Annotated in this window: 12 protein-coding genes and 1 other annotated feature; of the genes, 3 read left to right on the forward strand and 9 right to left on the reverse strand. The window is 42.8% G+C overall.

Annotated features, from left to right (window positions below):
- Window positions 1-635 precede the first annotated feature (635 nt).
- Window positions 636-812, forward strand: coding sequence for a DUF3545 family protein (locus OC443_RS15720; protein WP_073585875.1), 177 nt, complete (start codon window positions 636-638; stop codon window positions 810-812).
- Window positions 813-869: 57 nt separating this feature from the next.
- Here OC443_RS15720 and OC443_RS15725 read toward each other — a convergent pair whose 3' ends face one another.
- The 3 genes from OC443_RS15725 to nfo all read right to left on the reverse strand — a co-directional run bounded on the left by OC443_RS15725 (window position 870) and on the right by nfo (window position 3,466).
- Complete coding sequence (locus tag OC443_RS15725) at window positions 870-1,421, reverse strand: hemerythrin domain-containing protein (protein ID WP_073585874.1); 552 nt, start codon at window positions 1,419-1,421, stop codon at window positions 870-872.
- Window positions 1,422-1,497: 76 nt separating this feature from the next.
- Window positions 1,498-2,190, reverse strand: coding sequence for a uracil-DNA glycosylase (ung, locus tag OC443_RS15730; RefSeq protein WP_073585873.1), 693 nt, complete (start codon window positions 2,188-2,190; stop codon window positions 1,498-1,500).
- 394 nt (window positions 2,191-2,584) lie between these two features.
- On the reverse strand, window positions 2,585-3,466 hold the full coding sequence (gene nfo / locus OC443_RS15735) for a deoxyribonuclease IV (protein WP_073585872.1): 882 nt from the start codon (window positions 3,464-3,466) through the stop codon (window positions 2,585-2,587).
- Window positions 3,467-3,731: 265 nt separating this feature from the next.
- Between nfo and grcA the strand changes: the two genes are divergently transcribed.
- Window positions 3,732-4,109, forward strand: a complete 378-nt coding sequence (gene grcA / locus OC443_RS15740; RefSeq protein WP_073585871.1) for an autonomous glycyl radical cofactor GrcA — start codon at window positions 3,732-3,734, stop codon at window positions 4,107-4,109.
- A 45-nt stretch (window positions 4,110-4,154) separates the two neighbouring features.
- On the opposite strand, the gene OC443_RS15745 is transcribed toward grcA, so the two are convergent.
- The 6 genes from OC443_RS15745 to OC443_RS15770 form a co-directional block, all read right to left on the reverse strand.
- A complete protein-coding gene (locus OC443_RS15745; RefSeq protein ID WP_073586003.1) occupies window positions 4,155-5,486 on the reverse strand; it encodes an IS4 family transposase in 1,332 nt (443 codons plus the stop codon).
- Window positions 5,487-5,664: 178 nt separating this feature from the next.
- Window positions 5,665-6,948, reverse strand: coding sequence for a threonine synthase (gene thrC, locus OC443_RS15750; RefSeq protein ID WP_073582917.1), 1,284 nt, complete (start codon window positions 6,946-6,948; stop codon window positions 5,665-5,667).
- Window positions 6,945-7,916: a homoserine kinase gene (thrB, locus tag OC443_RS15755; RefSeq protein ID WP_073582919.1), complete on the reverse strand. Its 972-nt coding sequence runs from the start codon at window positions 7,914-7,916 to the stop codon at window positions 6,945-6,947. The genes thrC and thrB overlap by 4 nt, the downstream gene beginning before the upstream one ends.
- Window positions 7,917-7,919: 3 nt before the next feature.
- Window positions 7,920-10,379: a bifunctional aspartate kinase/homoserine dehydrogenase I gene (gene thrA / locus OC443_RS15760; protein ID WP_073582921.1), complete on the reverse strand. Its 2,460-nt coding sequence runs from the start codon at window positions 10,377-10,379 to the stop codon at window positions 7,920-7,922.
- 27 nt (window positions 10,380-10,406) lie between these two features.
- Window positions 10,407-10,528 (reverse strand) — a sequence feature (Thr leader region).
- Between the two features lie 171 nt (window positions 10,529-10,699).
- The gene (locus tag OC443_RS15765; RefSeq protein WP_073582923.1) at window positions 10,700-11,185 is read right to left on the reverse strand and encodes a putative 4-hydroxy-4-methyl-2-oxoglutarate aldolase; all 486 of its coding nucleotides are present in this window, start codon (window positions 11,183-11,185) and stop codon (window positions 10,700-10,702) included.
- A 16-nt stretch (window positions 11,186-11,201) separates the two neighbouring features.
- Window positions 11,202-11,597: a DUF3293 domain-containing protein gene (locus OC443_RS15770; RefSeq protein WP_083601622.1), complete on the reverse strand. Its 396-nt coding sequence runs from the start codon at window positions 11,595-11,597 to the stop codon at window positions 11,202-11,204.
- Between the two features lie 329 nt (window positions 11,598-11,926).
- On the opposite strand from OC443_RS15770, the gene arcA reads away from it, so the two are divergent.
- The gene (gene arcA / locus OC443_RS15775) at window positions 11,927-12,643 is read left to right on the forward strand and encodes a two-component system response regulator ArcA (protein WP_073582925.1); all 717 of its coding nucleotides are present in this window, start codon (window positions 11,927-11,929) and stop codon (window positions 12,641-12,643) included.
- Window positions 12,644-12,722: the final 79 nt, after the last annotated feature.

The raw sequence follows: 12,722 nt of genomic DNA on the forward strand, positions 1-12,722 counted from the left end.
AATCACCTGAACGACTCAATATCATGACGACTGACATTGATTTCACCAACATTTATCACTCAGAACTATCCATGTCTGTTTTGTCTATCATCTGGATAATGATGAAACATTATCCACTCAAGGCAGAAGATAATGCTATTGAAGTATCAAAAAATCAATATACATCTCCATGTTTAATTTCAAACCTTCGGTTAACTTCCACTTATATTTATTTACATTTGAAATAAAAATGTGCAACATCTAATTTACACCGGTATGCCATTCATATCGTTGAGATTGCAAAAAATCAACGTTTTTTATTCTGAGAACGACAAATGAAGAAACGAGTAAAAGCAAGAGATTGAGTAACTTCCTAACTGATGAACTATCAGATAAAACCATTCAAAAACTGAGTGTATATAAAAAATATACCAAAAAAGAGCAGATTTTTAACAAACCAGCAAAAGAGAAATGTTTAGAAAAAACATCAAATGAACAAAAAATAATCAGTTTTTTTGTGGCACTGGTACAAAAATTGACATTTGAATAGAAAATAATTCACCAAACCGAAATAAATGAGAAATAAATCATAGATAGATTTTCAGAAACTATGCTAATTAAGCATTAAGAGCAACTGTAAATCAGGGGAGCTGATTATGGACGACTTGCATTTTGAGGAACTACTCGATAAAGAAATCGGAAAAATACGTGTAACCCGCTCTAAACCAACCAAACGCAAGTGGAGAGAAATCGAAGCTGTACGGGACAAGAGGCGTCTCCGGAAGGAACTCATGGAGATGGATGTTTGCTTTGAAGATGATATAGATTTATGAATTCGAAAAGGCTCCCCTGACAGGGAGCCTTTTCATTGATAATCGAGCAGAATAAAGTCAGGATTGTTCCTTCCTTTCTTCTCTCAGTAGCTGTGCCAGCTGTTTATAACGATCTGCAATAGTTTCACCGAAAACAGGATCGTCTTCGCTGTATGTCCACTGGCTTTCAATCACCTTCCAGTCATCCACAGTGAATGTTTTATCAATCAGCGGTAAGACTTCCCTTTCTTCAAACTCCAGGTGTTTTTTCTGCACCAGAATAAAATCAGCTAACTGATCCATAAAAATGTCTTGTGGCACAATGACATCCTGCAGAATCATATCAACGACATCCAGAAAAGCATGCGTCTTCTCGGCGAGGCGCTTATGATCGGCTTCAAGATCAGCAATGCAGGCCTTTTCCCCATAATTCTGAATATAGTAATTGTACATCAGGTCTTCTTTCGGATGATGTGCTGCTTCTGAATGAGAGGAAAGGTAATCGACAATCTCCCTGACTAAAGAATAGTTGATCTTCTGTTCGTTCTGCAGCGAGTATAATTTCTTACTCAGGATTGCTAACAGCCGGGTCATATAACTATGTTCTCGTCTAATCCGTTCAATCATCATCATGCTTCTCCTGTGCATTGTGTCAAACAGATTGTATATATAGTCCGCTTTTGTTGCCATGACTGCCGTCGAAAAATTAAACCTCACCCGCATTCAGCGTTGGTAACCAGTCAACCGGCTCTTCTCCAATCTGAGTAAGATATTGATTTGTTTTAGAAAAATGCTGACAACCAAAAAAACCACGGTGAGCAGATAGTGGTGAGGGGTGAGGCGCTTTCAGAACATAGTGCCTGGTTTGATCAATAAACCGGCCTTTTTTCTGGGCGTGGGAACCCCACAGTAAAAATACGATATTCTCACCGTGCTGATTCAGTGCTTCAATGACTTTATCTGTAAAAAGTTCCCATGAGGTCGTATTTGCGTGCGAATGCGCTTTGCCCTGCTCAACCGTGAGAACCGTATTTAAAAGAAAAACACCCTGATCAGCCCAGCTTTTCAGATATCCGTGTTCAGGAATCGCAAAACCGGCAATATCCTGAGCCAGTTCTTTATACATGTTCACCAGTGAAGGCGGTGTTTTGACACCCGGTAAAACAGAGAAGCATAATCCATGAGCCTGATTTGGCCCGTGATAAGGATCCTGACCGATAATAACAACCTTGACTTTGTTAAACTCGGTATAACGAAATGCATTAAAAACATCTTTTGCCGGCGGGTAAATTACTTTTCCTGACTGACGCTCTGATTCAACATAATCAATCGTTTGTTTGAAGTAATCCTGTTGTTTTTCCGATCCGATGACGTCGTGCCATGTCAGTGAAGTGGTCATGATGAGCAGTCCTGAAAATATAGAAAAGTCCTATTGTAATCAGAAAACTGCTCTGCGACATAGTGGAATGGCTATTTTTCATTAGGATGGACTGCGCTGTGGTGCCCGGTGGTGCCCTTGTCCTTTAACATGACGATGAGGAACAGGTAAAGGAGGTGCAGAATAACCTGCGCTGCAATCAATATAATCTTTCATAATACTCTCCAAAATCAGCTCAGTGTAGCCGTCAGATTTTAACTACTTCAGATTTTAACTACTTCAGATTTTAACTACTTCAGATTTTAAGTACTTCAGGCTTTAAGCACTTCACCGAAACAGAAAGAAGTACTGTTCGCCCGTATTTCATTTTGATGAAAGTTTTATGCCAGCTTCGTTATCTGCACTCAATAAACGACTAATCACAGGAAAACATTCGTAATTGGGATATTTCCCCGGGCCATAATTGCGGGTCCGTTGTTTCCAGAATCAGAGAAATATGATTAAAATCAGCATGTTGAGAAATATATTCGAAACACGACCATCCGATCATCCCCAACCCTAAAGATTGATGCCTGTCGACATGGCTCCCCAGATCTGTTTTTGAATCATTAAGATGCATTGCTTTCAGATAGTGCATCCCAACGATCTGATCAAACTCAGAAAAAGTCTTGTGACATGATTCCGCGCTTCTCAAATCATAGCCCGCGGCAAACAAATGGCATGTATCAAGGCATACACCAACACGCGCCTTATCTTCCACCAGTTCGATGATCCTTGCCAGATGCCCGAATTCGTTTCCCAGATTTGTTCCCTGCCCCGCTGTATTCTCAATCACGGCAATCACATCAGGAACTTGTCTGTGGGCAAGGTTGATTGATTCAGCGATGCGCTCAAGACATTGTTCAACAGAGATCTTCTTTAAATGACTTCCGGGATGAAAGTTCAGCAGATGCAACCCCAGCTGATGACAACGGGCCATCTCGTCAATAAAAGCCAGTCTGGACTTTTCAAGCTTCTCTGGTTCAGGCGATCCCAGATTAATCAGATAAGAATCATGCGGTAAAATATGCTGCGGCAGAAAACCAAATTTCCGGCAATTTTCCTTAAATTCCCGGATAGCTTGATCTGAGAGTGGTTTTGCAGCCCATTGCCGCTGATTTTTAGTAAATAAAGCAAAAGCATTTGCTCCAATCTCAAACGCCCTTGCAGGTGCATTTTCAACACCTCCGGCAGCAGAAACATGTGCACCGATAAACTTGACATTTTGTTTCCGGATTTTGTCACTCACATTGCCCATTTGATGCGTCTATCCCGTAGTAAATTGACAACAAAGAAATAAAACTAAAAAAAATTTTAAGTTTTAAAAAAGATTAATAACCCTATATTTCAATATTTTATTGATGAGAATCAAGAAAAACCTGATACAACATCGAAAAATAAAGGTGGACTTTTGACCTAAATCAATATAAAAAATAAGGATATTAGGTATTCAATCCCTGGCTCAACCAGGTTATAAATTAACATCAATAAATCTCACAATCATTGTGAATAAGGAGAAAGCTATGATCCAAGGCATCCAAATAACTCAATCAGCAAATGCCCAGCTCGTTAACTCCATCTGGCTTATCGATCAAGAAAAAAATGAAGCACGTTGTGTTGCAGCTGAGTCTGGCTACACAGCGGATCAAGTTGTACCAGTGAGTGATCTTGGCGACTATGAAAGCCGTGAACTTTCCATTGAAGCAGCACCAAAAGTTGAAGGTGGACAACACCTGAATGTGAACGTATTAAAACGTGAAACGCTGGAAGATGCGGTTGAGAATCCGGAAAAATATCCTCAGCTGACAATTCGTGTTTCTGGTTATGCTGTACGTTTTAATTCACTGACTCCGGAACAACAACGCGATGTGATTGCACGTACTTTTACTGAGTCAATGTAATAAAGCAGATTGATTAAAAAAGCGGCATATTTGTGCTAACTCCTATCACTTAAGGTGCTTGGAGCGAACTGGATAGCGGGTCTTACTTATACGAACGGTCCTTGATTTGGGCCGTTTTTTTCGCTCAGGCAAGATGTAGCGTTTTACACGTTCACGCATCGCCCTCAGTTTTTTGGGGATCGAGCCTGGTGAAGCTATTGCACACCACATGAGCTCGTCCTGGATATCTCGAAGCGCCATCATAAAACTGATCCGCAAAGGTGATACCCCTGCCTCTTTAGCAATACGGCTTATCTCCAAACGAACAAGGTTGTAGGCGATAAGTATTCCCCATATTTCTTGTTCCACTCCCTCAACTGACTGGCTTCGCAGTAACACTTCATCCTCAAGCATATCGTGCTTTATTTCGCCGTAGCTGTTCTCAACTTCCCACCGCTCAAAATAGACATCAAGCAGAGATTGGAGACTATACTGGCTGTCGGTTAGAGAGGTAAGGAGCCCTTTGATATGGTTGGGTTGCTCTTGCTCCGGGTAAAGAACGAGCCTTGCTTGCCATTTTTCAGGTAGGCTCGGGTCTTGCCTTAATGCATGTTGAGAGACGCTCATCTCCACTATTAAATCTCGACCCTCCTCATCCAGCTGTTCGATAACTTCATACTGAGTATTAGATTTTATCGGGGTCATCCAATGGCTTGAACCGTGTTGTCGTGACCAGTTAATCATCAGCTCTGCACTTAGGTAGCATCGGTCAAAAATAGTAAGGGAGTTGGCAGGAACTGAGGGAATGAGCTGCTTTGCATAGTTCACTTCGCCTGTAGAACTTGGGCCAAAAGCAACATTATAGAGTAGACGGCTGCGTAGGGAGCAAAGTGCACATAATCTGACAATAGGGTATTCGGTATGGCGAGTTTTGCTGTGTTTAACGTAATGAAAATGTTCGGCCAGAGGACTGGTATCATGCGTTCTAAACTGGGTGCCATCGACCGAGAAAAGTCTCAGCCCATACCATGTATCTTTATTGTCTTCCGCACCTGTCCAATGCTCGGCTGTTAAAGAGAATAGGGCTTCGAGAGGTTTGGCTGTTAATCGCTTTCTTGCTTGGGGTATAGCGCTTGGAGCAATGGACTCTCCCAGAGAATTAGAAAGCTTCAGATCTAATTTATCAAGTACATCAGTAATAGGCCGGTCACGGTACAAACCAATTCCAACAACGAGCCAGACTACGAGCTCAGCAGGTAGCTTTCGCCGCCTCATGCTCGCTTTATTTGTTTCATCAAGTGCTTGATTTATCCACTCTAGTGGAAGCTCTTTTTGAAAGAGTGCAAGAGATTCCGGAGAAGCAAAGTCATCAACATCAATAAGCCAGTGAGCCAACATAAAAATACCCTCAAACATAAATGCTTGAGGGTATTTTCAACCAACCACAGGATCGTTCAACTGATCATTTACTTAACTGATCGGAGTTAGCATATTTGTGCCGCTTTTTATTATTGCCGAAAACAAAACTGAAAAGACAGAGAAAAATAAGTTACTTACCTTTCCCTGTAGATTCATCTTAAGACTGAACGGCTCTCAATACCTGCTTCAATGCTTCGAAATCATCATCCATCTCCTGCGATAACAATTCCATTTCAGCATGTTTAGCCAATGGTCCCGGCAGTTCAATATCGCTGCCAAGAATATCGTCAACAACATCTTTAAACTTCGCCGGATGAGCCGTACAAAGAAACAACCCGGTTTCTCCCGGCTGTAGTTGCTCATCCAAAACCCGGTAAGCAATAGCACCATGTGGCTCACACAGGTAGCCATGCGCATGCAACTCACGAACAGACGCCGCACTTTGCTCATCGGTCACAGCACCTTTTCCGAGCGTTTCCAGTCCCCAGTTTTTGAGGCTGGACAACTCTTCAATACGAGGCCAGTTGTTTGGCTGACTGACATCCATCGCATTCGATGTCGTCGCGATCGTTGGCTTCGGCGCCCATTCACCGGTTTCCAGATAACGCGGAACCGTATCATTGACATTAGTTGAAGCAATGAAGCGCTTCACGGGCAATCCAAGTGCTTTTGCCAGAAGACCAGCCGTCAGGTTGCCAAAGTTTCCGCTTGGGACAGAAACAACCAGGTTTTCCCGCTCTTCTTTCGATAATTGAGCCGCGGCTTCAAAGTAATAACAAATCTGAGCCATCAGGCGACTGATATTGATAGAGTTTGCAGAGTTGAGCCCGACTTCAGTTCTGAGCGCCTGATCATCAAACGCTTGCTTCACTAAAGACTGACAGGCATCAAAATCGCTATTAATTGCCACGGTATGGATGTTTTTACCCAGAGTACAAAATAGCTTTTCCTGTAACGGGCTGATTTTTCCCTTCGGATACAGAATGACAACTTCAATATTCTCCATGCCATAGAAAGCATGAGCTACAGCTGCACCAGTATCTCCGGAAGTTGCTGTCAGTATAGTAATTTTCCCGCCATCCGACACCGCAGCGAGAGACTGAGCCATAAACCGGCCACCAAAATCTTTAAAGGCCAGCGTCGGACCGTGGAACAATTCCAGTGCATAGGTATTATCTTTCACTTTATTTATAGGTGCCGGAAACTGAAATGCCTGACCAACCATCTCCGCCACTTTCTCTTTTGGCAGTTCATCCCCAATCAATGCAGACAAAATTTTTGCACTGCGGGGAACAAAGTCTTCTGCCAGTAAGGCATCAATATCGTCAAACTTTGGTAGCTCAGAAGGAAAAAATAGCCCTTGGTTCCGACCTAATCCCTGACGCACGGCCTGAGAAAAAGAAACCTGTTCATCATTCTCTTTAATGTTATAAAGCTTCATAGCTTACTTCCTGTTAATTTTGAACCCTGTTTATCCAGGCGACAAATATGAACGAATCCATCATTATTTTGTACATAATTATCTGACAGCCATTTTGCAACACGTTCTGCAATGTCCTGACTCTGACAGATACTAAAAAGTGTTGGGCCACTGCCGGAAATACCGGTCGCTAAGGCACCTGCGGTAGAAGCATACTGACGGGCCGCAGAAAATCCAGGTAAAAGTTTTTCCCGGTACGGTTCTGCGATGACATCTTTAATCATGCTGGCTGCCAGTTCTGGCTGACGGGAATAACAGGCATGAACAAAGCCAGACAGATAACGGCCGTGAGCAATGACATCCTGACGACGATACTGAGATGGCAAAATAGCCCGAGCTTCAGCGGTTGAAACTTTGATACCCGGATAAGCCATTACCCAAAACCACTCGTCAAAGCAGGGAATCTCCTGACTGATGATCCCCAACTGCTCAACCATTAATTGTAAACCTCCCAAATAGCATGGCGCGACATTATCATAATGTACACCGCCTGATATTTTTCCTTCCATTTCCCCCATTAAAGCCAGCAACTCATTTTCATTTAATGGCTGGTTATGGAAACGGTTCAGAGCGTCTAAAGCTGCCACAATCGAACAGGCGCTGGAACCCAGACCAGAGCCAATCGGCATATTTTTCTCCAGTGTGATATCGACTGGCTTTAGCGGCACATTCTTTTTCTTTAACTCCCGGGCAAACACCGTCCAGCAATCATAAACGATGTTTTCTTTCGGATTTTCCGGCAAACGATCAACGAAACGACCAACCGCTTCAAGCGTAAAAGGCTCAGATCCGGGTTTCACTTCAACCCGGTCTCCCAGTTTCGTTCCGTCAACAGGTGAAACGGCTGCCCCTAAAACATCAAATCCAACACTAACGTTGCCAATCGATGCCGGCGCATAAACTACAACGCTCTCATTCATTTCACTCATGGATTAAACTCCCAGCTTCCAGCCTAATGTGCGCATTAAATCAGCAAAAACACCCGCTGCGGTCACTTCGGTTCCCGCACCATATCCACGAAGAACCAGAGGAATTGGCTGATAATAACGACTATGGAATGCCAGTGCATTCTCACCGTCTTTAATTTTAAACATTGGATCATCTTCACCAACAGCAGCGATAGAAACTCGACACTGACCATCAGCAATTTCTCCGACATAACGTAACACTTTTCCTGCCGAGCGCGCTTCTTCAATCAGTGAGTTGAAGTACTCATCAGCCTGTGGAAGACGTGCCATAAAGTCATCAATACTTCCGGAAGCATCAAAGCCCGGTGGTAGCGCCAGCTCAACATTCACATCATCCAGTTCCAGCTTCATGCCGGTTTCACGTGCCAGAATCAATAATTTCCGGGCAACGTCCATCCCCGAGAGATCATCTCTTGGATCAGGTTCAGTAAATCCCTTCTCTTTGGCAATCTGAGTTGCCTGACTGAAGCTTAAACCTTCATCAAGTTTACCGAAAATAAATGACAGAGAGCCAGACAGAATCCCGCTGAATTTTTCCAGCTCATCACCGGCAGCGACCAGATTCTGTAAGTTTTCAATCACAGGTAAACCTGCACCAACGGTGGTTTCGTACATCAGCTTCCGTCTTGAAACTCTCGCAACGTCCCTCAGTTGCTGGTAATAAGCCATACTGGCAGTATTTGCTTTCTTGTTTGGAGTAACAACGTGGAAACCAGAAGCCAGAAAATCAGCATACTGTCCTGCAATTTCATCACTTGATGTACAGTCAACCAGAACCGGGTTGATGATATGATTACGCTGAACTAATGCAATTAAACGCGCCAGACTGAACTTCTCAGTCACACCATTTAAACGCTCTTTCCAGTTTTCAAGTTCCAGTCCGTCGGCATCCAGCAATAACCCTTTGCTGTTTGCCAAACCACAGACTCTGACTTCAATACCTTTCGCAGCCAGCTTTTCCTGCTGACGGTGAATCTGATCAATCAGCTCTCCGCCAACCCCACCGACACCCAACACGAAAACGTCCAGATAATGCTTCGAATTAAACAGATTCTCATGACATGCTTTAATTGCTTCAGAGATCTTGTCTTCAGGAATCACAGCGGAAATAGCACGCTCGGAAGATCCCTGTGCAATGGCGATGATATTAACGTGCACTTCAGCCAGAGAAGTGAAAAACTGAGAAGCAATGCCGCTGGCCGTTCTCATACCGTCACCGACTAAAGTGATGATAGACACATCATCGATAAATTCGACCGGCTCGAGAATACCGTCTTTTAATTCAAGCTCAAAAGATTCAGACAGCACACGTTTTGCTCTGAGTTTATCTTCTGCTTCAATACAAAAACTGATGGAATATTCAGAGGAAGACTGGGTAATCAGAACAATCGACACACCGGCAGCAGACATTGCGCCAAAGACCCGGCTGGCCATGCCAACCATACCTTTCATGCCCGGACCGGATACGTTGACCATCGTCAGATTATTCAGCGTTGTAATCCCTTTAATCGACAATTTATCTTCCCCGGTATCCTGACCAATTAAGGTACCGGCACCCTGAGGGTTAAAACTGTTTTTAATGAGGCATGGAATCTGGAAGCGGGCGATAGGAGCGATGGTTTTAGGATGGAGGACGGAAGCACCAAAGTATGATAATTCCATGGCTTCCTGATAACTGAGTGACTTCAGCAACCGGGCATCTTTAACCAGCCGCGGGTCACAATTATAAACCCCGTCGACATCAGTCCAGATTTCACAGCAGTCGGCCCGCAGACAAGCTGCTAATACTGCGGCGGAGTAGTCTGAACCATTGCGTCCCAGGCAAACCAGTTCTCCTTTTTCATTTCCGGCCGTAAATCCGGGCATGATATGAACATGGTCAGCAGGAAGAGGCGCAGCTTTAAAATTGTTGGTTGAAGCATCAACATCAACCATAGATTCAAGATAGTCACCTTTAGCACTTAAATACTGAATAGGATCAATCAGATTAACAGCATGACCTTTGGCTTCAAGCACAGCCTTCATCAGCTGAATCGAAATCCGCTCACCTTTACTGATAACCCGTGCATTGACATGATCAGGGCATGTACCAAGCAAACTGATACCATGAACAAATTTTCTCAACATTCCCAGCGAATGTTCGACTGTATTCTGAAATTCAGTACCGTCGATATTCGGCAGTTCAGACTGAATGTCTTTAAACAAAGAAGAGAAGGATGATTCAAGATCTGCAATCTGAAGCTCCGCTTCTCCCTGCTTCTGTGCAAACTCAATCACCGAAACTAATTTATTTGTCGTTTTACCCGGCGCTGATAAGACAACAGAAACTGACTCTTGCTGAGCATTATTAGCGATTATTTGTGCGGCCCGCAAAAACCGATCGGCATCTGCCAATGACGACCCACCAAACTTTAATACACGCATCCATTCCTCCGATATTTTTAAAACATAAAAAAAAAGGCCTGTATCTTCTGGGATACAGGCCTTTTTTGAAATTATTTAACTCAGCAGCCTGCCCCAACATCGGTAATGTCGGTAATAATAATGGTGGTCGTCATTACTACTAAGCGGGTCACTGTCATTCTCAATTCGATTGTAAGTACTAAATTTAATCTACGTTTAACCCATTTGATGGGAAACTGTCAATGAAAAAAGTGATAAATTTTAACTTTTCCGGTAAAAATACACCACTAAAACACAAAACTGACAACGATATTTTTATAATACAATCAGTACGATACACACTAATTAAGCACTAAAGCCTGCTCTGAGAGCAAGATACCATTCCAGTCAGCATAAATATAATCTCCGGGCTGAATGATTTGATTAATCAGGGTCAATGATATATTCACTTGTCCGACCCCCCGTTTTTCCGTTTTGAAAGGGCAGACACCCAGCGCTTTAATTCCGATATCAATACCGGACAAAGTCACGACATCCCTGACCGCACCATAAATTATTATACCTTCCCAGTTATTTTGTTGTGCTTTCAGTGCCAGCTGGTCACCTAACAAAGCCCGTTGGCAGGAACCATGTCCATCTACCACGAGAATTTTTCCCTGACCGTTTTGATTTAGCATTTCTGCCACCTTTGAGTTATCGTGATAACAGCGGACCGTTACCACTTCTCCCCAAAACGCACATTTCTGACCAAAATTTTGTAAAGGTAAATCAAGCAAGGTCACTTGTGACTCATATTTATCACAAATATCGGGTGTTATATCTTGCATCATTCCTCCATGATTCTCATTCAAGCTTTTTATAAATTCTCTTGGACAGAGCCCCCAAATTGTCAACTCTGACATCAATACAGGCGTATAAAAATAGTTGTCCCTGTCTCACATAATAAATCGCGTTTTGTCCAAATTCCCGGGCAATACGCAGAGAAGTTTCCAAGTCAACAGCTACAGCGAAGCTTTCTTCAATCCATTTAAACTGAGTATCTCCGACCCGGACACTAGCCCATTCATAGTTACTAATCATTTTGAGCAAGCGTTTATTATTTACACAATTTACTGATTCTGGCAATTGTTGACTTGCCGGATTCCATGCGGTAATGATGGAAAAATCCCCGGCTGACATCTCAGATTTGAAATCAAAGCAGCTCGATGAATAAGCAGCCCATAAAGTCTCGTCAATCATATGTTTTATCACCATTTATCTCTCTGTTTTATCCAATAATCAGAGGTTTCATCCTATTGATATAAATCAACAAAGTGTGTTGTATTGAAAATATCCCATTGTTAGCATGCTGTTAACATTATAAAATCCACCGCAACAATTAGATCATAGAACCCGGCAAGATCAGGATCCCTTGCAGTACTCATCCATGGATGGCGGCACAGTTTATGTTGTATTCTTTAAGAATACTTTAACTTATTACCAACATATATTTAGCATTCGTACTGTGTTATATATAATGATTATAAGTGCACTTATCAGAACAATTTTTCACAATTTAGGTACCGCCAATGCAAACCCCGCAGATTCTTATCGTTGAAGACGAGCAAGTTACACGTAACACGCTTAAGAGTATTTTTGAAGCAGAGGGATACGCAGTATTTGAAGCCAGTGACGGTGAAGAAATGAACCAGATATTGTCAGACAAAACTGTCAATCTGGTCATTATGGATATCAACCTGCCAGGAAAAAATGGCTTGTTGCTTGCCCGTGAGCTCAGAGAGCAGGCAGATGTTGCTTTGATGTTTCTGACCGGCAGAGATAATGAAGTCGACAAAATACTTGGATTAGAAATTGGTGCAGATGACTATATCACCAAACCATTTAATCCCCGCGAACTTACAATACGGGCCAGAAACTTACTCAGCCGGTCCATGACACCAAATACCATTCAGGAAGAAAAACGAACGGTAGACAAGTATAACTTTAATGGCTGGGAACTGGACATCAATAGCCGTTCACTGATCAATCCGGATGGTGAAAGCTACAAATTACCCCGTTCAGAATTCCGTGCACTTCTTCACTTTTGTGAGAACCCCGGAAAAATTCAAACCCGTGCAGAACTGCTCAAAAAAATGACCGGACGGGAATTAAAGCCACATGACCGGACTGTGGATGTCACCATACGCCGTATCCGCAAACATTTTGAGTCTGTTACCGGAACGCCTGAGATTATCGCCACCATACACGGTGAAGGATACCGCTTCTGCGGTAGTCTGGATGATTAATTTCATCACCTGATTTTAACTACATTGACAAAAAGCTCTGTTTCTATACAGAGCTTTTTTATTGATTGAACTCCTGATT

It is taken from the genome of Vibrio quintilis (genome assembly GCF_024529975.1).
Classification (GTDB): domain Bacteria; phylum Pseudomonadota; class Gammaproteobacteria; order Enterobacterales; family Vibrionaceae; genus Vibrio; species Vibrio quintilis.